Here is a 19,521-nt window from a genome sequence, read left to right on the forward strand (position 1 = left end):
TGAATAGACAATAGCTTGAAAGCCCTGTGGCTTTAGCCCAGGGATGAAAAGCAACGGCGGCTTTAGCCGCATTCTTACGCCAGATATGCTAGTATAAGGAAATGATTGTACTTGAGTTCAAAGCACGGGTAAAGCCTGCCCAGGCTACCGCTATAGACGACGCTATACGGACGGCTCAGTTTGTCCGTAACAAAGCTGTGCGCCATTGGATGGACAACCGGGGAGTGGGTAAATACGACCTTAGCCAACTCTGCAAAGTGTTGGCTGAGGAGTTTCCCTTTGCCAAAAAGCTCAATTCCATGGCTCGTCAAGCAGCAGCAGAACGAGCTTGGAGTTCAATCAGTCGGTTCTACAACAACTGCAAAAAGAAAGTCAAGCCCGCAGGATTCCCCAGATTCAAGAAGCATTCCCGCTCGGTGGAGTACAAAACCTCTGGGTGGAAGTTGCTTGAACCGAAGCGCATCAAGTTTACCGATGGCTTCGGAATTGGGGAATTGCGGTTGATTGGAACCTACGATCTGGCACGCTATGACGAATCCCTAATTAAGCGAGTTCGCTTAGTCCGTCGTGCCGATGGCTACTACGTTCAGTTCTGCATCCAGGTTGATGTTCAGGTGCAGAGTGAGCCGAGTCAAAAAACCCTGGGCCTTGACCTAGGGTTACGGTATTTTATCGCTGCCAGTGATGGCAGTGTGGTGGAAGCACCACAGTTCTATCGTAAGTCTGAAAGGCGGTTGAACAGAGCCAATCGGCAGAAGTCCAGAAAGTACCGCAAGGGGGCAAAACCCCAGTCGAGGAACTATCACAAGGCTAGGAATCGATACGCCCGGAAGCATTTAAGGGTAAGTAGGCAGCGTAATGAGTGGGTGAAGAGAATCGCCTACTGCGTCATCCAATCTAACGATTTGGTCGCTTACGAAGATTTGAATGTAAAAGGGTTGGTTCGCAATCGGCATCTGGCTAAGTCGATTAGTGATGCAGGATGGTCAACGTTTCGCCGTTGGTTGGAGTATTTTGGCAGGAAGTACGGGAAGGTAACGGTGGCCGTTCCTCCCCACTATACGAGCCAAAATTGCTCAAACTGCGGTAAACGAGTCCAGAAGGCACTCTCAGTCAGAACTCATCACTGTCCCCATTGCGGCTATGAGGCTGACCGAGATGTGAATGCTGCCATCAACATCCTGCGCCTGGGACTAACTACCGTGGGGCACACGGGAAGTTATACGCTTGGGGAGATTGGGCCTCTGGCTGGGTTGGAGCAATCCTGCTCAGTTAAGTCTGGTCGATGAACCAAGAATCCCCGTCGCGTGATTCGCGGGGAGTGTCAAGGAAACTTTCCACAAATGGGGAATCTTGGTGTATGTTACGGGATAACAATTTATGAAGAAACTTTTAGAAGTGGGCTTTGACGGTCTTCGGATCTCAGTCCCTTCACCGCAGCCTTCTTGCCTTGAAATAAGGTGTTTTGCCAGATTTGAGGAGTGAATTCGGAGGTCGAAGTGCAGGATAGGTGTGTCCGAAATCGGAAACGGTCGAAGCGGCGGGCAATTTTTTGTCCGGAGCATGGTTGTTATTTGGATAGTGTGAGTCAGAAATATACCCTTTATACGGAGTCTGCGGGGACGTTACAATCTCGGGGTATTAGTCGTTTATCGGCGTTGCTTTTGGTGGCGACTCACACGGCGGTTCCCTTGGTGGGGGAATGGTTGGAGGCGTTTTGGTGTCAGGAGTGTCAGGAGACGCGCTGGTATTATGTGCGGAAGGTGGGGGAGCGGGCTTATGAGGTGCAGTTGGCTCCGAGGGAGTTGTGGATGCAGGCAACGGGGGTGATTGACCCCCACGGGAATCCTTCGGTGGGTGAGTTTACGCGGCGGCAAGCCCGAGCGAATTCAGGGGTTCGAGATTTTGGGATGATGGCGTGAACTACCCCACCCAGCCGTTGGCGAGGATGGGGAATTCCGCAACATTTTTGTTAAAGGGGGCGGTGGTGATTGGCGAGAATCTGTATGAAAGGGATTTCTATAGTTGGTCTTGTCAACAAGCTGAGTTACTACGGGATAGGAAATTTGACCAGGTAGATTGGTCAAATGTGATTGAGGAAATCGAAGATTTGGGTCGTAGTGAATATCGGGCGTTGGTTTCTGCTCTAGAACAGTTAACGTTACATTTATTAAAGTGGCAGTATCAGCCACAATATCGTTCTCCCAGTTGGCGGCATTCTATTGATAAGCAACGGATTAAGATAGAGCGGATTTTGGAGGATAATCCGGGGTTAGTCTCTCGTCGGGAAGAGGTGGTGGCGAAAGGATATAAGTATGGTCGGAAGGGTGCTAGTAAGGAGACTTTTCTGGAGGAAAATGTTTTTCCTGATGTCTGTCCTTATGTTTGGGAAGAGTTGTTAGATGAACAATTTTTTCCTGAGCTTTTTTAGCCAGTTTTAAGCGACTGAGCAGCAGTAACGAAGGAGTCAATGATACAAGCACCGCATTAAATTTTAGGACTGGAGGCTTTAATCGTAATGAAATGACCGAATCCAGATAGTTTTTTGCTCCCAAGTCATTGAACTTAGGCTAACTCTTTGACCAAGAAGGAAAGAAAATGCCATCCGTAAATGTTATTTCCCAAATTTATGAACAAGATTATGCTGAATGGTTAAGCATTACTCTGAAGCAGTTGCAAAATCGAGAGCTAGAAAACGTTGATTGGGAGCATTTAATTGAGGAAATAGCGGCTTTGGGAAATGAGCAAAGACATAAAGTGGAAAGTTATTTGTTAAGGCTTTTAATACATCTGCTGCTTTATGATTACTGGGAATCGGAAAAAGAGTGGTCGGGCAAGGGATGGGAAACAGAAATTGATAACTTTAGATTAGAATTAGATTTGCTCTTTGAGTCTAAAGTTCTCTATAACTATTGTGTCCAAGTCCTAGATAAGCTTTATCAAAAAGCTAGAAAAAATGCGATTCGCAAATCTCAGCTATCTCCACACATATTCCCAGACCATTGCCCGTATTCTTTAGCAGAAATTCTCTCTCCTGAATGGTTGCCTTAGTGAAAAGTGAAATGAATCTTAAAGCAGAATATGATTTAGATTTTTATGCTTGGATTACTAAAAATGTAGAATTATTGCGGGGTGGACAGCTTACTGAAATTGATGCGGAGCATATTGCTGAAGAGTTGGAAAGTATGGGGAAGCGTGATCTTCGTCAACTTCGCAGTCGTTTACAGGTTTTGGTGATGCACTTGTTGAAATGGCAATATCAGCCAGATAAGCAAAGTAAAAGTGGGCTGGCGACGATTGACCATCAACGGGATGCAATTGAGGCGTTGTTGTTGGATAGTCCGAGCTTACGGGGGAAGTTGGAGCAGGGACTCAGTATCGTCTATCCTAAAGCAGTTGAAGCGGCTTGTCAGGAAACAGGACTTATTGAAACCATCTTTCCTTCAAGTTGTCCTTGGACCATAGATGAAATTTTGGATCGGCGGTTTCTCCCAGAGTGAGAATTGAGGAGGCGTTGGGTGGTTGATTATTTTGTGCATGAGTCTGCTTATGTTGATCAAGGAGCAGAAATTGGCAAAGGGACAAAAGTTTGGCATTTTTCCCATGTGATGGGAAAGGCGAAGATTGGTGAGAACTGTTCTTTGGGTCAAAATGTTTTGGTGGCCAATCATGTGGTAATTGGCAATGGTTGTAAAATTCAAAATAATGTTTCTTTGTATGAAGGGGTAATTCTGGAGGATTATGTATTTTGTGGTCCTTCGATGGTGTTTACCAATGTGAAAACGCCCCGTTGTGAGTTTCCCCGCAATACCAGTGATGATTATTTACGAACTTTGGTGAAGCGGGGGGCGAGTATTGGGGCGAATGCGACGATTGTTTGTGGGGTGACGCTCCATGAAGGGGCGTTTGTAGCGGCGGGGGCGGTGGTGACGAAGGATGTGCCTGCTTATGCAATGGTGGCTGGGGTTCCCGCGAAAATTATGGGTTGGATGAGTGCCTATGGGGATGTGTTAGAGTTTGATGCGGATGGTTTGGCGGTTGATTCACAAGGGGTGAAATATCAGAAAGTTTCAAGGGACTCTGTACAGAAACTGGGGTGAAGTTCACAAATGAAAGCAATTACCAGTAAGCAAGCCAAGCAACAGTTAGATGAAATCATCGAGCAGGTAATCCTTGATGTCGAACCAACTATTTTATCGAATGAGCAAGGTAGACAAGCAGTTTTAATGCCATTGGATGAATTAAACTCTTGGCAAGAAACACTCTATTTATTATCCAATCCAGCTAATGCGGAACATCTATTAAAATCAATCAAACAAGCCAAGGAAGGTAAAAAATTTGTTAGAGAATTGGTTGATGAATGAAAATTGCTTTTACCGAAGCATCTTGGTCGGACTATCTTTGTACGAGCAAATCAAAGATGAAATTCAAGGGGCAATTAACTGCTTTTTTTGCCATAGCAGAATCCATTAGCAATGGAAATGCTAGAGTCATAGAATTAACATAAAAATTCTGAAAATTATGCAAGAATTAACCGTTAGCTTAAACTTGCCCCGTGATTTACTTGGGGTGCTTGATGTCCCCGAAACGAGTTTGTCAAGCCGTCTTCGAGAATTGATAGCCCTGGAGTTATTTCGAGAAGGGTTAATTTCCTCTGGGAAAGGGGGAGAGTTAGTAGGGAAGACTAAATGGGATTTTATTCAGCTTTTGGCAAAGCATAATATTCCTTATTTTAATGAAACTCCAGAAGAGTTGGTGGCTGAGGTGGCGAATTTAAAAAAACTTTTGGGTGATCACCAGAAATGATTGTGGTTTCCAATTCTAGCCCTTTAATCGCTTTAGCGAAGATTGGAGAGTTTGAACTGTTACATTCTCTGTATGAAAAGTTATGGATTCCTGCAGCAGTTCGAGAGGAGGTGACGAGGGTTGGTCAAGACTCAGCGGAAATAGAGAAAAATCGCCCCGGAATTGAGGAAGTTAGAGAAGCCACTTGGATTCGTAGCGTGGATGTGTCTAATCTAGCTGCGGTTCAGCTTCTCAGAGGGCGGTTAGATGCGGGGGAAAGTGAAGCAGTTGTTTTAGCTCTTGAGCTAAATGCCGATTTGCTATTAATCGATGAAGCTAGGGGCCGAAGAGTCGCTGAGGCAGAAGGAATCACTACCAGCGGTACAGTGGGAACATTGGTGGCTGCAAAAACACAAGGCTTGATTCTGGAAGTAACCCCTCTACTTAATGCTTTGGTAGCTTCAGGGTTTCGGATGAGCCAGGATTTGTATGAAACGGCTCGACAGATTGCTGGTGAGGAGGGATGAAAAAGATTTTATCCACACTTGTTTGTGGGATGCCGTTGTAGGAATGATGGCAGGGGTTTTCGCGAACATCTGATGGTTTTCTATAGAGGATTGATGGCGATGAATCTTTATGAGACAGACTTTTACGCTTGGACCCAACACCAAGCAGAAGCCCTTAAACAACATCAATGGGAACGGCTAGACTTACCCAATTTGCTAGAGGAAATTGAAGCATTGGGAAGACGAGAACGGCAGGAACTGAGAAATCGTTTAGGGATTTTGTTGGGATATTTACTCAAATGGCAGTACCAGTCTGAATTAAGGGGAAATAGCTGGTTGGCGACGATTCGAGAGCAAAGGCGTGAAATTCTGACGCTATTACAAGAAAATCCTAGTCTTAAACCCTATTTGCAAGAAGCGCTGGCGTTAGCTTATCAAAGTGGGCTAGACCTCGCTGTGCGTGAAACGGGTTTATCCTACGCCCAGTTTCCGGAATCCTGCCCCTATACTTGGGAACAAAGTTTAGCATACGTCGCAATTCATCCCCGATTCGACCGCAGGTGAATCGGGGATGAATTGCGACAGTTCTATGCTAGAATAACGGCATCTATATCCAAAATATATAAGTGTTTCGTGCATACAAGTTCAGGGCCTACCCAACCGAAGAGCAGAAGCTCACCATCGCCAAAAGCTTTGGCTGTTGTCGCTGGTACTGGAACTATGCTCTGAACTTGTGCCAAGAAACCTACCAAACCACTGGCAAAGGGTTATCGTACTTCACGATTAAGGGATTGCTTCCTAACCTGAAGGAAGAAAATCTTTGGCTTAAGGACGCATACTCCCAGTGCTTGCAGGTTGTCGCTAAAAACTTGTCAACTGCTTATAAGAACTTTTTTGAGGGTAGGGCTAGGCTACCACGCTTCAAATCCAAGAAGGAGCGTCAGGCAATCACTTACCCTCAGAACGTCAAACTCGAAGGAGATTACGTTAAACTCCCCGGGAAAGTGGGGAAGCTGTACTGTCGGCAGCACCGAGAAGTGGTGGGGAAGATCAAATCCGCGACTGTTTCCCTTAACCCAGATGGGAAGTACTACCTATCCATCCTGGTTGACGATGGTTGCGAACAGCCAAATCCTAGTGCCGAGGGAAAGGTTATCGGGCTTGATCTGGGTCTAACGCACTTCGTGGTCACCAGCGACGGCTCGAAGTTTGATAATCCCCGGCACCTAGCCAAGCACTCTCGCAACCTAAAGCGTAAGCAGCAAAATCTTTCTCGGAAGCAGAAGGGGAGTAAAAATCGGGAGAAGGCGAGAAAACGAGTCGCTCGCGTTCACAGCCGAATCGCTCGTTGCCGTGAGGATTTTCTACACAAGCTATCCCGCAAGATAGTCAACGAAAACCAAGTGATTGCTGTAGAAAATCTGAATGTTAAAGGTATGGTGAAGAATCCCAACCTCGCCAAAGCCATTAGCGACTGTGGTTGGGGGATGTTCTGCACAAGGCTGAAATACAAGGCGGAAGGGGAAGGCAAGATATATATCGAAGTTAACCGTTTCTTTCCTTCCTCCAAAACCTGCCATGTATGTCTTAATCAGGTGGGTAACTTGCCTCTGGAGGTTCGCAGTTGGAGTTGCGAGCATTGTGGCACAGTGCATGACCGTGATCTTAACGCGGCGATCAACATCAAAAACGAAGCCTTGCGGATATTGGAGTTGGGAACCCGCTCTACTGCCTTTGGGAGGGAACGTAAGTCGTCTGGTAGGACTTTGGTTCTGCTAGATGCGGTTCCTGTTGAACAAGGAAGCCGCTCATCTATCGCGTAGCGATGATGAGCGGTAGTTCACATGCAGAATTTTTTCCGACTTGAAAATAATTAAGAGGTTTCTTAGGGGAATCCCAGTTTTCTGATATCAGGCAATTGACACCAAAACTAAGCCCAGCAACATGAACCCAATTAAAATTCCTGTTTTAGACCTCAAGCCCCAGTACGAGCAAATCAAAGACGAAGTTCAAGCGGCAATCAACCGCGTTTTAGAGTCAGGTCAGTTTATCATGGGACCTGATGTGAAGCTGTTTGAGGAGGAGGTAGCGGCTTATTTGGGGGTGAAGCACGCCATTGGGGTGAATTCGGGGACGGATGCGCTGGTGATTGGTTTAAGGGCGTTGGGAATTGGGGAAGGGGATGAGGTGATTACTACTCCTTTTTCTTTTTTCGCTACGGCTGAATCCATTAGCCATGTGGGGGCAAAACCTGTTTTTGCGGATATTGACCCCAGAAGTTTCAATATTGACCCCAAAGAGATTAAAGGGAAAATTACCCCTCGGACTAAAGCGATTATGCCTGTTCACCTCTATGGGCAACCCGCCGCGATGGGGCAGATTATGGAGATTGCCCAAGAACATGGTTTAAAGGTGATTGAAGACTGCGCTCAATCCTTTGGTGCCAGATATTGGGGAACTTGTTCCTCTTGTGATGGTCATTGTCAGGAATCCTCGCGGGAGGCATTGCGAGGGAAATTTACGGGGACTATTGGAGATGTGGGCGCTTATTCCTTTTTCCCTTCTAAAAACTTGGGGGCTTATGGGGATGGGGGTATGGTTGTCACCAATGATGACCAAGTGGCGGAAGTAGCGCGGATGTTGCGGGTGCATGGGGCGAGGAAGAAGTATCACAATGAGATGTTGGGGTATAATTCCCGGTTAGATACGTTACAAGCAGCGATTTTGCGGGTGAAGTTGCCTTATTTGGAGCAGTGGAATGAGGGGAGACGTAGGGTGGCGCAAACTTACAATGAGTTGTTAGCGGATGTTGCGGGGATTATTACTCCAGAGTTGGCTGATGGTCATGTGTTTCACCAGTACACGATTCGGGTGTTGGATGGGAAGCGGGAGAAAGTGAAGGAGTATTTGGGTGAGCAGGGGATTGGGTCGATGATTTATTATCCTGTGCCGCAAGACCAGTTACCTGTTTATCAGGGGCAGTATCCCAAGCTGCCAGTGAGTGATTTGTTGGGGACTGAGGTGTTGAGTTTACCCATTTGGCCGGAGTTAGAGAAATCTACTATTGAGCGCATTTTGAAAGTGGTTGAAAAATCATTGGTTGTAGATAAATAGTCTAACGAAAAAAGATATGAATTTACAACCTAATCAAGAAATATAAAAATAAAATATTATGAAAGCAGTTATTTTAGCAGGAGGATATGGCACTCGCCTGAGTGAAGAAACGCATCTCAAACCAAAGCCAATGGTAGAGATTGGAGAGCGCCCCATTCTTTGGCACATTATGAAGTGTTACTCCGCTTATGGAGTGAATGATTTTATTATTTGTTGTGGTTATAAAGGCTATGTAATTAAAGAATATTTTGCTAACTACTTTTTACATATGTCTGATGTCACCTTTGATATGCAATCCAATCAAATGGAAGTACATCATAAACATACTGAACCCTGGCGAGTAACCCTTGTAGATACAGGGGAAAATACTCTGACTGGTGGGCGATTGAAACGAGTTCAAGACTATGTAGGAAATGAAACTTTTTGCTTTACTTATGGCGATGGAGTCAGTGACATTGATATTAGCCAATTAATTAACTTTCACCAGAAAAACGGCTTATGGGCAACAATTACAGCCGTACAACCACCTGGTCGGTATGGGGCATTAAATATTGATCCACAAGGGCGAGTATTGAATTTTCAGGAAAAACCACAAGGGGACGGGGGATGGATCAATGGTGGCTATTTTGTGTTGGAACCCCAGGTATTCGATTTTATCGAAGGGGATATGACCAGTTGGGAAAGTGGTCCATTGCAAGAAATAGCCAGTAAAAATCAATTAGCCGCTTTTAATCACTATGGATTTTGGCAGGCAATGGATACCCTGAGAGACAGAAATATATTGGAAGAATTGTGGCGTTCTGGACAAGCGCCCTGGAAGGTGTGGTAATGAATCCGACTAGCTTTTGGCAGGGGAAAAGAGTTTTCGTCACAGGGCATACGGGTTTCAAAGGGAGTTGGTTGGCTTTGTGGCTGCAATCTTTCGGGGCGAGCGTCGTTGGTTATGCTTTGGAACCTGCTACTCACCCGAATTTGTTTCAATTGGCTAGAGTGGCAGAGGGCATGACTTCGGTTATGGGAGATATCCGAGAACTCTCCAGATTAAAGGAAGTCATGGCTGATTTTAGGCCAGAGATTGTTTTTCATTTGGCAGCACAAGCATTAGTCCGAGAGTCCTACCAAAACCCTGTCGATACCTATGCCACCAATGTTATGGGTACGGTTAATCTCCTAGAAGCCGTGCGCCAAATCAAGGGAGTGCGGGTTGTTGTCAATGTTACTTCCGATAAATGTTATGAAAATCGTGAGTGGGTTTGGGGTTATCGAGAAACTGAACCCCTCGGCGGATATGACCCCTATAGTAGTAGCAAGGCTTGTGCTGAACTGGTGACAGGGGCTTACCGTAATTCGTTTTTTAATGTTGATAATTATTTAGAGCATCAAGTTGCAATTGCTACAGCTAGAGCAGGTAATGTGATTGGGGGTGGTGATTGGGCGGTTGATCGCCTAGTCCCTGATTGCTTACGAGCTTTTGAAAAAGGAAAGTTCGTGAAATTACGCTCTCCCCATGCCATCCGTCCTTGGCAACACGTGATTGAACCTATATCCGGTTATTTACTTCTGGCTGAAAATCTTCTGAGTCCCGAAGCCTCTCGTTATGCTTGTGCTTGGAATTTTGGGCCAGATGGCAAAGGGGATGCTACTGTAGGGGAAGTCGCCACCACCCTAGCTCATCTTTGGGGTAAAAATGCAGGGGTTGACATAGACGCTTGCGAAAATCATCCCCATGAAGCTGGGCTATTGAGGTTGGATATTACTCGTGTTAAAACTGAGCTAGGATGGCAACCCTGTTGGTCTGTAAAACAGGCACTCCAAGCTACGGTTGATTGGCATCAGGCTTGGTTGGGAGGGCAAGATATGCGGGAATATTCTTTATCCCAAATCGCTGCCTATCAAGATACCCAATCGACTGTGGTCTCTGCCCTATGAAAATTGTTGCTACGCCTATTCAAGGGGTTTATCTTGTTGAAACGACACCCTTTCAGGATGAACGGGGTAGTTTTTATCGCGCATTTTGCGATCGCGAGCTTGATTCCCTCTTGCAAGGGGAAACAATTTGTCAAGTAAATGTGTCTCGCACAGAAGCAGTTGGGGCAATCCGAGGGCTGCACTTTCAATATCCGCCCCATGCTGAAATGAAACTGATCCGTTGTCTTAAAGGGCGAGTTTGGGATGTAGCTGTGGATTTACGCCAAGATTCATCCACTTTCTTGAAATGCTATCAAGCCGAATTATCTGCGGATAATGCCTACATGATGGTGATACCTCAAGGGTGCGCTCACGGATTTCAAGTCTTGGAAGCAGGGAGTGAGTTGCTTTATTTGCACACAGCATATTATGAACCCAAATCTGAAGGTGGAATTCGCTATAGTGACCCTAAGCTGAATATTTCCTGGCCTTTGAAAGTTACAGATGTTTCCACTCGGGATTCCTCTCATCCATTGTTATCGGAAGATTTCCGGGGGGTGGTCTTATGAGATGTCGTCATTGTGGTTCGGAATTAAAACTGCCTTTGGTGGATTTAGGCAGTGCGCCCCCTTCTAATGCCTATCTCACTGAGGAAAAACTTCATGCTCCAGAACGCTGGTTTCCTTTGCGCGTGTTAGTTTGTGAATCCTGCTGGCTGGTACAGACTGAAGATTTTGCCGAAGCGGATGAATTGTTTGAGGCTGACTATGCCTATTTCAGTGGGTTTTCCAGCAGTTGGCTGGCTCATTGCGATCGCTATGTAGCTGAGATGGTTGAGCGTTTTGGACTGAATCAAGACAGTTATGTAGTTGAGGTGGCAGCGAATGATGGTTATCTGTTGCAATATGTTCAGGGGCGTGGTATTCCCTGTTTAGGGATTGAACCCACAGCCAGTACCGCAGCCGCAGCCCGTGGCAAGGGAATTCCGATTGTGGAACAGTTTTTTGGGACTGACCTGGCTAAAAATCTGGCCAGTCAAGGAAAGCAGGCTGATTTGACTGTTGCAAATAATGTCTTAGCCCATGTACCGAATATCAATGATTTTGTTGCAGGTTTTGCTATACTGCTTAAGCCCCAAGGAGTAGCAACCTTTGAGTTTCCCCACCTGGTGAGATTGATTGAAGAAATCCAATTTGACACCATCTATCACGAGCATTTTTCCTATCTGTCGCTAACGGCAGTAAAGCACATATTTTCTGCTAATGGTTTAAGTGTTTTTGATGTGGAAGAACACCCAACTCATGGTGGTAGTTTGAGAGTCTTTGCTCAACGCCAGGATTATGGGAAACAAGTTGTGAGCGATCGCGTCAAGGAGTTAATACATCGAGAGTCGCAACTTGGGATTTCTAAAGCTGACTATTATGTTAATTTTCAGACTAAGGCTAATCAAGTCAAGAATGGTTTTTTAGCTTTTTTGTTGGAAGCAAAGCGGCAAGGCAAGATTGTGGTAGGTTATGGGGCTGCGGCGAAAGGAAATACCCTAATGAATTATGCAGGAATTCGTCCTGATTTAATTCCCTTTGTGGTGGATCGTAATCCAGCGAAGCAGGGGAAGTTTATGCCAGGGAGTCGAATTCCGATTGTGGAAGAAAGCTATATCAAAAATACTAAACCGAATTATGTAATTATTTTGCCGTGGAATTTAAAAAAAGAAATTATGGTTCAACTTGAATATATTCGCGAATGGGGTGGAAATTGTGTAACGGCAGTTCCCCAATTACAACTAATATAAAAAACAGAGCATTACCTACAAAAAAATATTGTTATAGTAGATCAAGAAAATTCACATATGTTAAACCCAAAAAATATGGAACAAATTCCTGTATTTAAACCTTTAATTGAACAAGAAGAAATCCAAGCGGCAGTTGAATCATTACAACTGGGATGGTTGGGTATGGGAGGTTACGTTGGTAAATTTGAAGAAGAGTTAAAAAATTTTATTGGTGCTGATGACCGATATGTAGTAGCTGTTAATACTGGTCACTCTGCCTTGCATCTAGCAATGATGCTCATTGGACTGCAACCGGGTGACGAAGTTATAACCCCATCATTCAACAACATTGCTGATTTTCAAGCTATTTTAGCGGTTGGTGCTAACCCTGTTTTTTGCGATATTCGTGAAGATACTTTATGTATTGATGTTTTAAAAGCTGAGGAATTAATTAATCCAAAAACTAAAGCCATAATTTCTATGGATTATGATTGCTGTCTAGCAGATCATGAGGCCGTTGCTGACTTGGCCAATCGTTATAAGATTCGTGTAATTCACGATGCAGCACACTCCTTCGGCTCATATTACAAAAGTCAAAAAATAGGCACGTTTTCTGACCTTTGTATGTTTAGTTTTGATCCTGTGAAAACTATTACATGTATTGATGGTGGTGCATTAGTTGTGAAAACGCAGGAAGAAGTTGAAATTCTTCATGAGATGCGGTTAATTGGTATGGGACAACCAGCAAGCGTGATGTATGGTAATCAACGAGCATGGACTTATGATGTTAATCGCTTGGGATTTCGTTACCACATGGCTAATTTGCATGCTGCTATTGGTTTGTCTCAACTTTCCAAAATGCCCGAGATAACCAAGTCTCGACAAAAAGCTTGCTGCTTATACAACACCTTACTGTCTGGGGTGGAACATATAAAAACTCCTAATTCTGACTTTACAGATGTCACCCCTTTTCTTTACTACATTAGAGTTCCTGCCGATGATCGACAAGCACTTCGCGATTGGCTGAAAAAGCACGGTATTGATACTGGAATCCATTGGCAACCTGGACATTGGTTTAGCTTACTGTCCAATGCCCGCCAAGGAGATTTATCAGTGACTAATTTGATTGGTAGCCAAATATTATCGCTTCCTTTACATTCGATGATGAAGGAGCAAGAAGTCGAATATATTGCAAATATGATTGTGGATTTTTTTAAAACTAAGTCAAATGTCTAAGCCAACTGTCATTCTATTAGGATCCAAGCCCGGTGCAATTGTAGCCCTTCAGTTAATGCTACAGAGCAACTGGGAAGTTAAAGCTGTTGTTCCATCAGGTTCACATTCCTTTATCACTGGCGATACTTTAAAGGATTTTGCACAAAAACAAAAACTGAGTGTTCTTACTCAGGATGAATTAGAATCTGAAAAAGTAGATTTGGTAATTAGTTATATGTTTAGAGACAAAGTAACAAAAACCACTTTGTCTTTGGCTAAGAAAGCGGCGGTAAATTTTCATGCAGGTCCGCTTCCAGAATATGGTGGATGGGCTTTTTATAATTTAGCGATTCTTGAAAGTGCTTCAGAGTATGGCTGTACATGTCACCATATGGATGAAGGTTTTGATACGGGGCCGTTGCTCAAAGTCAATCGTTTTCAGATTGATCCAGAAAAAGAAACAGCAGTTTCATTAGAACAAAAATCTCAAGAAGAAATGATTCTTTTGTTTAAAGAATTCATGACTATGGTGGAAGATTGCAAAGAATTACCGAAGATAAACCAAGATCCTTCCCGAATGCGTTACTTAAAGAAAAAAGATTTTGAAAAACTTAAAAGAATTCCAGTTGACGCAGATCAACACACTATCCAGCGAATAGCTAGAGCATTTTTTTATCCACCTTATGAGTGTGCTTATATTGATTTTGAAAATACTAGAGTTGAAGTGATTCCTGAAATTGTAAAATGGGAGCTTGCCAAACAACTTCATAAGGAGGATTTGATTAGCCTCCGCAAAGTTGCAGGTATTATTGCATAACCATTTTGCACTCTACGCACAATACTATGATTGATTGAGAGAAAAAATAGTTAATAAAGGTTCAGACCATGATTGAATCAAATCCCATGCAAGCTTTTCAACATGAGAGAGAGCAGGCAATTAATGCTTACAGCAAGGACAAGGAATGGCATAACATTTCTCTACATTGGCTTGCACGTGCTTTCAAGCATAAGTATATGTATAACTTCAGTATGCTGGGTCGGCCAATTATTCAAACGCCGATTGATATCCTCGCCATGCACGAGTTAATTTGGTCAATTCAACCTGACCTGATTATCGAAACTGGCATTGCTCACGGGGGCTCGCTGATTTTTTCTGCCTCTATGTTAGAACTTAATGCTGCTTGCGGCGGATCTCAAGATGCTGAAGTATTGGGTCTAGATATTGACATTCGTCAGCACAATCGAGAGGCTATAGAGGCTCATCCTATGTTTAAGCGCATCTCAATGATTCAAGGTTCGAGCATTGACCCTGAAATCATTGAGCAAGTAAAAGCGAAAGCTGCTAACAAGAAAAAAATCTTAGTCTGCCTGGACAGCAACCACACTCACAATCATGTTCTGGCTGAATTAGAAGCCTATGCGCCATTGGTTTCAGTCGGCAGCTATTGTGTGGTATTCGACACCATAATCGAAGATTTACCTGATGATATGTTTTCTGACAGACCTTGGGCAGTAGGTAATAACCCCAAAACTGCCGTTTGGGAATATCTCAAAACCCACCCCGAATTTGAAATTGATAAAAGCATTCAGCACAAGCTACTCATTACCGTCGCTCCTGACGGGTACTTAAAGCGTGTCCATTAATCCACCAATGACACTGAAACGGAATCTCATTGCTAACTATATTGGACAAGGTTGGGTCGCGCTGATGGGGCTGGCCTTCATTCCCCAGTACATTAAGTACCTGGGGATTGAAGCTTATGGATTGATTGGTCTGTTTGCTGTGCTACAGGCTTGGCTAGGTTTGTTAGATATGGGGATGACACCTACTCTTGGCCGTGAGATGGCTCGCTTTACTGGTGGTGGTCACAGTAATGAGTCAATTCGCGACTTACTGCGGAGCATTGAGATGATCGCATTAGGCATTGCCCTATTAATCGCCGGAAGCATTGCCATAGGAGCGCACTGGATTGCTAGTTCTTGGCTTAAAGCCGAAGCTATCCCAGTAGATGTTGTCGCCCAAGCCTTTACCATCATGGGGTTTGTTACTGCGTTGCGTTTCGCCGAGGGCATTTACCGTAGCGCTATTATCGGTCTACAGCGACAGGTGCTGTTTAATGTTGTAAACAGCATCATGGCAACCTTACGCGGTCTGGGGTCTGTGGGGATTCTGATATGGGTGTCACCTACCATCAAAGCATTCTTTCTTTGGCAAGCGGTGGTTTCGGTCGTCACGCTTATGATTTTGGCAATTACAACCTACAGCAGTTTACCTAGGGGGGTTCGGAGAGGGCATTTCTCGATTGATTCTCTACAATCCGTGTGGCGGTTTGCAGGGGGAATGGTAACTGGAACCTTGACAGGGTTACTGCTAAGTGCAACAGATAAAATATTGATTAGCAGATATCTCCCATTAAGCGATTTAGGGTATTACTCCTTAGCGAACACAGTGATTGGGATACTAGGAGTCATGTTAGGACCGGTCAATCAAGCCGTCTTTCCACGCTTTGCAGAACTTATAGCAAAAAATAAAAAGAGTGAATTAGAACTCATATTTTTAAAATCATCACAGATGGTATCCGTTTTTTTAGGAACAATAGCAATCATTTTGATATTCCAAGGGAAGAATATTATCTTCATTTGGTCTGGTGATGAAAAACTTGCAAGCATGACTGGTCTAATAGTTTCCATACTAGCATCAGGTATCCTAATATCCAGTCCTACATGGATGCTTTACCAATTGCAGATTGCTTACGGAAAACCCAGTATTGGTGTCTACATTAATATAGCTAATATCATTTTTACTTTACCGATATTACTGGTAGTTACTTCAAATTTTGGCTTGATTGGCACTGCACTTGTTACAGTTTTATCTTCATTAATTAGCCTCGTTTTACACATATTTTTGAGTTTGACATTGAATAAATATTTTAAAGTCTCTTTTTATGATTGGGGATTGAAATCAATTGTAAAGCCAATTCTGCTAGTATTTTTATTAAACCTTGTTTGTTTTTTGATATGGCCAAATTCAATCAGTAATAAATATATTAATTTAATGAGCATTCTATTTCTTTCATTTGCTAGTTTTTGGGTAAGTTTTGCTTCTGCAAAATTGCTGAGAGATTCAATTGTGAATCACTTTATGATTCTAAAATTTTTTAGATAATTTGTTAAACCTGAAAGTAATTAGCTTTAAAAAAGTGAAATGAACTTTAATCCTTTAGTAACTATTGGAATACCTACTTGCAACAGAGTAAAAGGCTTGCAGCATACAATTGAATGTGCCCTTGCACAAAATTATGAGAATATTGAAATATTGATTGCAGATAACTGTACAGAACCAGAAACTGAAATTAATACCCTTATTAAAAGCTACTCAACAAACCCTAAAATTAGATACTATCGGCACGATCAGAATCGAGGTGCTACCTACAATTTTGAATTTATTTTAAGAAATGCTAATGGTGAGTTTTGTATCTGGTTTTGTGATGATGATGATTATAACGATCCAGATTTAATTTCTAACTATGTGTCTGCATTGATGAGTAGTCCAAATAGTGTTTTGGCTATCGGAGATGTAGAATATGTAGATGGTATTGGAAAAATCTTTATAAAAGATGAGCCTCCATATGGTTTACAGGGTTCGCTCTTCAAAAGACTTACAAGATATTTGACTACAGACATAACAGATAATTTGATGTATGGAATGTTTAGAACCTCATATATGCGTAACTTTAAATTTGAAAGAAACGTATCAACACCTGAAAAGTTTTTGATTTTATATTTATTGTCTTTGGGTTCAGTGGTTGATGTTCCCAATGTTAGCTATCGTAACATCTACAGCTTTAAAACCAGTGTGGAGAATGTTGATAATCAATTGATGAAAAATCATTTTTTGGTTTGGTACAAAAAATCTTATGAATATTTACCATTGGGTTATGCAGTTTACTTTTCATTACTCTATACATTTATCCACATCCCGAAGCTAAGTTGGCCAGTTAGAAAACTGTTTGGTTATCCTAAGAAACACTCGGCTAGGAAATATTTTTGCGAACCAGTAAGAACTAAACTTAATCATGACTAACTTCTTTCTTGGCATTCACTACGGGCATAATGCAACAGTTGCAGTAGTCCACAATGGCAAACTGATCTTTTGCCAAAGCGAAGAGCGGCTAAACCGAATCAAGAATTCCACTGGGTTTCCAGAAAAAACTCTAGCTTACATATATGAAAACATCTGCCAGCCAAACCTTGTTGAATCAGCTACTTTATTTCAGCAATCTCTTCACGGATATTTATTTTTAAAACAGCATCAATTTAAACCTTTTCAATATGGCTATTTTTTATCGCCTGAAATCAAAAATGCTGGTAAATTTCAATCATCAGAACTTATGTGGAAGCTTTCACAGTGGAAAGCTAGAAGTGTCACTGAAAAAAATCAGTCTTTGTACAAAGAAAGTCTTGAGTATTGGAGTTCTGCAACTAGATTGCCACCGGAAAAAATTCGTTTTATGAAGCATCATGCCGCTCATGCCTACAGTGTGTTTCCGCATATCCAGGACTGGAGTCAAGCATTAGTTTTTACTTTAGATGGAGTGGGAGACTATGTTTCAGCTACAGTAAGTAGGATTTCTGGAGAAAAACTTGAGCTAATTCAAAAGACAGACCACCGAAACTCGTTAGGCTATTTCTACTCAGCGATTACAGCACTCCTTGGCATGAAAGCTGGAGAACATGAATTCAAAGTCATGGGTCTCGCCCCTTATTCATCTGAGAAATACTACAAGTCAATCCTTGATAAACTTCGTCAGTTAATCTGGATTGACGAAACTGGCCAATTTGTCTCCAAGTATCCGCCAACTGCATTAACGAGAGTGCTAGATTCGATAATTCTTCACCAGCGATTCGATAACGTAGCTGGTGCGATTCAGGCATTAGTGGAAGAACTAATTATCCAATGGATTCGCTACTGGACAGAAAAAACAGGTATTCGCAACGTTGCCGTATCAGGTGGAGTATTCATGAATGTTAAGGCTTGCCAGAAGGTTTTGCAGCAGGTTGAAATGGATCGGTACTTTGTTATGCCATCGGCAGCAGATGAAAGTACAGCCATAGGCGCAGCCTATTGGGGAACTATGCAATCAACTAAATCCAGTAAGCTCAAGCCATTTGAAGACCTATATTTAGGCATGACCTATTCTGAGCAAGATATTGAAGAGGAATTGATTAATTCAAAAGTTGAGCAACGCTACTTAATCCGTCGCCCAGAAAATATTAGCCGTAGCGTAGCGCAATTGCTAGCTGATAATGAGGTCGTTGCTCGATATGCGGGGAGAATGGAATTCGGTGCTAGGGCTTTAGGAAATCGCTCGATTCTAGCGAATCCAAGTAACTTTGAAACTATCGAGTTAATTAATGCTTCCATTAAGAACCGTGATTTCTGGATGCCCTTCACTCCAAGCATCCTCGATAGTGATATGCCAAGGTATATCGTAAATCACAACAAAATATTTGCTCCCTACATGGTGATTACCTTTGATACTACTGATCTTGCCCGTCAGCACTTGAAAGCCGCCATTCACCCTCGTGATAAAACAGCCAGACCCCAGTGCGTGCTGCAACAGTGGAATCCTGAGTATTATGAACTCATTTCCGAATTCAAAAAACTAACTGGAATTGGTGCTGTCTTAAACACAAGTTTTAATCTGCATGGAGAACCAAATGTTTGCTCACCAAGGGATGCTATTCATACAATGGACAACTCGGGGTTACGGTATTTAGCAATTGGACATTATTTGCTGGAAAAAAGAGAAACAATATGACGTTTGCTAAACAGTCATTATTAAAAACTTATTGGTTACTATCTGCCCAGTTCGGCATTGACCCTCTAAGGCTGATTCGTTTCCTGCGTGGTCTACCGCGCTTTATTTTCGATTGGTGGGAATTCCGCAAGAGCTACAACGGATTGCTAGTCTGGATGCCCTGTTTACATGATCGCTACGAAGAGGGTGGTATCACCAAGAGCGAATACTTTTGGCAGGACTTGCTAGTAGCACGTTGGATATATGAAGCCACACCTCGGAAACATGTGGATGTAGGCTCACGAGTGGATGGGTTTGTTGCTCATGTCGCTAGTTTTCGGGAAATTGAGGTTCTGGACGTGCGCCCGATCACTACCAGAATTCCAGGTGTTATTTTCCAGCAGGTGGATTTGATGGATGC

22 protein-coding genes and 1 pseudogene are annotated in these 19,521 nt (G+C 43.1%); all 23 read left to right on the top strand.

From position 1 onward, the window contains the following. Positions 1–101: 101 nt before the first annotated feature. Positions 102–1,289 carry an RNA-guided endonuclease InsQ/TnpB family protein gene (locus SPI9445_RS0100345; RefSeq protein ID WP_026079423.1) on the top strand — a complete coding sequence of 396 codons (1,188 nt, stop codon included), beginning with the start codon at positions 102–104 and terminating at the stop codon, positions 1,287–1,289. A gap of 210 nt (positions 1,290–1,499) precedes the next feature. After that, positions 1,500–1,922, top strand: coding sequence for a hypothetical protein (locus SPI9445_RS0100350; RefSeq protein ID WP_026079424.1), 423 nt, complete (start codon positions 1,500–1,502; stop codon positions 1,920–1,922). Positions 1,923–1,948: 26 nt separating this feature from the next. Next, the gene (locus SPI9445_RS0100355; protein ID WP_017302723.1) at positions 1,949–2,431 is read left to right on the top strand and encodes a DUF29 domain-containing protein; all 483 of its coding nucleotides are present in this window, start codon (positions 1,949–1,951) and stop codon (positions 2,429–2,431) included. Between the two features lie 167 nt (positions 2,432–2,598). After that, complete coding sequence (locus SPI9445_RS0100360) at positions 2,599–3,051, top strand: DUF29 domain-containing protein (RefSeq protein WP_017302724.1); 453 nt, start codon at positions 2,599–2,601, stop codon at positions 3,049–3,051. An 11-nt stretch (positions 3,052–3,062) separates the two neighbouring features. Then, a complete protein-coding gene (locus SPI9445_RS0100365) occupies positions 3,063–3,500 on the top strand; it encodes a DUF29 domain-containing protein (RefSeq protein ID WP_026079426.1) in 438 nt (145 codons plus the stop codon). An 18-nt stretch (positions 3,501–3,518) separates the two neighbouring features. Further along, complete coding sequence (locus SPI9445_RS0100370; RefSeq protein ID WP_017302726.1) at positions 3,519–4,100, top strand: acyltransferase; 582 nt, start codon at positions 3,519–3,521, stop codon at positions 4,098–4,100. Between the two features lie 9 nt (positions 4,101–4,109). Further along, positions 4,110–4,364, top strand: coding sequence for a type II toxin-antitoxin system Phd/YefM family antitoxin (locus tag SPI9445_RS0100375; protein WP_017302727.1), 255 nt, complete (start codon positions 4,110–4,112; stop codon positions 4,362–4,364). A gap of 157 nt (positions 4,365–4,521) precedes the next feature. Next, positions 4,522–4,806, top strand: coding sequence for a UPF0175 family protein (locus SPI9445_RS0100385; protein WP_017302729.1), 285 nt, complete (start codon positions 4,522–4,524; stop codon positions 4,804–4,806). Then, positions 4,803–5,312: a PIN domain-containing protein gene (locus tag SPI9445_RS0100390; RefSeq protein ID WP_017302730.1), complete on the top strand. Its 510-nt coding sequence runs from the start codon at positions 4,803–4,805 to the stop codon at positions 5,310–5,312. Before SPI9445_RS0100385 ends, SPI9445_RS0100390 begins: the two co-directional genes overlap by 4 nt. A 93-nt stretch (positions 5,313–5,405) precedes the next feature. After that, positions 5,406–5,855, top strand: coding sequence for a DUF29 domain-containing protein (locus tag SPI9445_RS0100395; RefSeq protein ID WP_017302731.1), 450 nt, complete (start codon positions 5,406–5,408; stop codon positions 5,853–5,855). 62 nt (positions 5,856–5,917) lie between these two features. After that, positions 5,918–7,114 carry an RNA-guided endonuclease InsQ/TnpB family protein gene (locus SPI9445_RS0100400; RefSeq protein WP_017302732.1) on the top strand — a complete coding sequence of 399 codons (1,197 nt, stop codon included), beginning with the start codon at positions 5,918–5,920 and terminating at the stop codon, positions 7,112–7,114. Between the two features lie 121 nt (positions 7,115–7,235). Then, positions 7,236–8,405: a DegT/DnrJ/EryC1/StrS family aminotransferase gene (locus SPI9445_RS0100405; RefSeq protein WP_017302733.1), complete on the top strand. Its 1,170-nt coding sequence runs from the start codon at positions 7,236–7,238 to the stop codon at positions 8,403–8,405. Between the two features lie 58 nt (positions 8,406–8,463). Continuing rightward, entirely contained in the window at positions 8,464–9,234 is a 771-nt protein-coding gene (gene rfbF / locus SPI9445_RS0100410) for a glucose-1-phosphate cytidylyltransferase (RefSeq protein ID WP_017302734.1), read from the top strand. Then, the gene (gene rfbG / locus SPI9445_RS0100415; protein ID WP_017302735.1) at positions 9,234–10,334 is read left to right on the top strand and encodes a CDP-glucose 4,6-dehydratase; all 1,101 of its coding nucleotides are present in this window, start codon (positions 9,234–9,236) and stop codon (positions 10,332–10,334) included. Before rfbF ends, rfbG begins: the two co-directional genes overlap by 1 nt. After that, a complete protein-coding gene (locus tag SPI9445_RS0100420; protein ID WP_017302736.1) occupies positions 10,331–10,882 on the top strand; it encodes a dTDP-4-dehydrorhamnose 3,5-epimerase family protein in 552 nt (183 codons plus the stop codon). The genes rfbG and SPI9445_RS0100420 overlap by 4 nt, the downstream gene beginning before the upstream one ends. Continuing rightward, positions 10,879–12,105, top strand: a complete 1,227-nt coding sequence (locus SPI9445_RS0100425) for a class I SAM-dependent methyltransferase (RefSeq protein ID WP_017302737.1) — start codon at positions 10,879–10,881, stop codon at positions 12,103–12,105. Before SPI9445_RS0100420 ends, SPI9445_RS0100425 begins: the two co-directional genes overlap by 4 nt. 75 nt (positions 12,106–12,180) lie before the next feature. Further along, the gene (locus SPI9445_RS0100430; RefSeq protein WP_100227057.1) at positions 12,181–13,320 is read left to right on the top strand and encodes a DegT/DnrJ/EryC1/StrS family aminotransferase; all 1,140 of its coding nucleotides are present in this window, start codon (positions 12,181–12,183) and stop codon (positions 13,318–13,320) included. Beyond that, complete coding sequence (locus SPI9445_RS0100435) at positions 13,313–14,116, top strand: formyltransferase family protein (RefSeq protein ID WP_017302739.1); 804 nt, start codon at positions 13,313–13,315, stop codon at positions 14,114–14,116. The genes SPI9445_RS0100430 and SPI9445_RS0100435 overlap by 8 nt, the downstream gene beginning before the upstream one ends. A 68-nt stretch (positions 14,117–14,184) precedes the next feature. After that, positions 14,185–14,943 carry a cephalosporin hydroxylase family protein gene (locus SPI9445_RS0100440; RefSeq protein ID WP_017302740.1) on the top strand — a complete coding sequence of 253 codons (759 nt, stop codon included), beginning with the start codon at positions 14,185–14,187 and terminating at the stop codon, positions 14,941–14,943. Continuing rightward, positions 14,933–16,465 carry an oligosaccharide flippase family protein gene (locus SPI9445_RS23730; RefSeq protein WP_164674428.1) on the top strand — a complete coding sequence of 511 codons (1,533 nt, stop codon included), beginning with the start codon at positions 14,933–14,935 and terminating at the stop codon, positions 16,463–16,465. The genes SPI9445_RS0100440 and SPI9445_RS23730 overlap by 11 nt, the downstream gene beginning before the upstream one ends. Before the next feature lie 39 nt (positions 16,466–16,504). Further along, positions 16,505–17,383 (top strand): glycosyltransferase family 2 protein, encoded by an 879-nt coding sequence (locus SPI9445_RS0100450; protein ID WP_017302742.1) that lies wholly within the window; start codon positions 16,505–16,507, stop codon positions 17,381–17,383. Next, positions 17,376–19,121 (top strand): carbamoyltransferase C-terminal domain-containing protein, encoded by a 1,746-nt coding sequence (locus SPI9445_RS23735; protein WP_017302743.1) that lies wholly within the window; start codon positions 17,376–17,378, stop codon positions 19,119–19,121. The genes SPI9445_RS0100450 and SPI9445_RS23735 overlap by 8 nt, the downstream gene beginning before the upstream one ends. Further along, positions 19,118–19,521 (top strand): annotated as a pseudogene (locus SPI9445_RS23740) (DUF268 domain-containing protein); the annotation flags it as partial. The gene SPI9445_RS23735 and the pseudogene SPI9445_RS23740, both read left to right, overlap by 4 nt.

The organism is Spirulina subsalsa PCC 9445, from assembly GCF_000314005.1.
GTDB lineage: Bacteria > Cyanobacteriota > Cyanobacteriia > Cyanobacteriales > Spirulinaceae > Spirulina_A > Spirulina_A subsalsa.

What these genes read in the sequence shown, in the direction of transcription:
- SPI9445_RS0100385 (WP_017302729.1), top strand. Translation starts at nt 4,522, where the DNA reads ATGCAAGAATTAACCGTTAGCTTAAACTTGCCCCGTGATTTACTTGGG.
- SPI9445_RS0100440 (WP_017302740.1), top strand. Translation starts at nt 14,185, where the DNA reads ATGATTGAATCAAATCCCATGCAAGCTTTTCAACATGAGAGAGAGCAG.
- SPI9445_RS0100395 (WP_017302731.1), top strand. Translation starts at nt 5,406, where the DNA reads ATGGCGATGAATCTTTATGAGACAGACTTTTACGCTTGGACCCAACAC.
- SPI9445_RS0100375 (WP_017302727.1), top strand. Translation starts at nt 4,110, where the DNA reads ATGAAAGCAATTACCAGTAAGCAAGCCAAGCAACAGTTAGATGAAATC.
- SPI9445_RS0100360 (WP_017302724.1), top strand. Translation starts at nt 2,599, where the DNA reads ATGCCATCCGTAAATGTTATTTCCCAAATTTATGAACAAGATTATGCT.
- SPI9445_RS0100405 (WP_017302733.1), top strand. Translation starts at nt 7,236, where the DNA reads ATGAACCCAATTAAAATTCCTGTTTTAGACCTCAAGCCCCAGTACGAG.
- SPI9445_RS23735 (WP_017302743.1), top strand. Translation starts at nt 17,376, where the DNA reads ATGACTAACTTCTTTCTTGGCATTCACTACGGGCATAATGCAACAGTT.
- SPI9445_RS0100430 (WP_100227057.1), top strand. Translation starts at nt 12,181, where the DNA reads ATGGAACAAATTCCTGTATTTAAACCTTTAATTGAACAAGAAGAAATC.
- SPI9445_RS0100425 (WP_017302737.1), top strand. Translation starts at nt 10,879, where the DNA reads ATGAGATGTCGTCATTGTGGTTCGGAATTAAAACTGCCTTTGGTGGAT.
- SPI9445_RS0100420 (WP_017302736.1), top strand. Translation starts at nt 10,331, where the DNA reads ATGAAAATTGTTGCTACGCCTATTCAAGGGGTTTATCTTGTTGAAACG.
- SPI9445_RS0100390 (WP_017302730.1), top strand. Translation starts at nt 4,803, where the DNA reads ATGATTGTGGTTTCCAATTCTAGCCCTTTAATCGCTTTAGCGAAGATT.
- SPI9445_RS0100355 (WP_017302723.1), top strand. Translation starts at nt 1,949, where the DNA reads ATGGGGAATTCCGCAACATTTTTGTTAAAGGGGGCGGTGGTGATTGGC.
- SPI9445_RS0100435 (WP_017302739.1), top strand. Translation starts at nt 13,313, where the DNA reads ATGTCTAAGCCAACTGTCATTCTATTAGGATCCAAGCCCGGTGCAATT.
- rfbF (WP_017302734.1), top strand. Translation starts at nt 8,464, where the DNA reads ATGAAAGCAGTTATTTTAGCAGGAGGATATGGCACTCGCCTGAGTGAA.
- rfbG (WP_017302735.1), top strand. Translation starts at nt 9,234, where the DNA reads ATGAATCCGACTAGCTTTTGGCAGGGGAAAAGAGTTTTCGTCACAGGG.
- SPI9445_RS0100365 (WP_026079426.1), top strand. Translation starts at nt 3,063, where the DNA reads ATGAATCTTAAAGCAGAATATGATTTAGATTTTTATGCTTGGATTACT.
- SPI9445_RS0100345 (WP_026079423.1), top strand. Translation starts at nt 102, where the DNA reads ATGATTGTACTTGAGTTCAAAGCACGGGTAAAGCCTGCCCAGGCTACC.
- SPI9445_RS0100450 (WP_017302742.1), top strand. Translation starts at nt 16,505, where the DNA reads ATGAACTTTAATCCTTTAGTAACTATTGGAATACCTACTTGCAACAGA.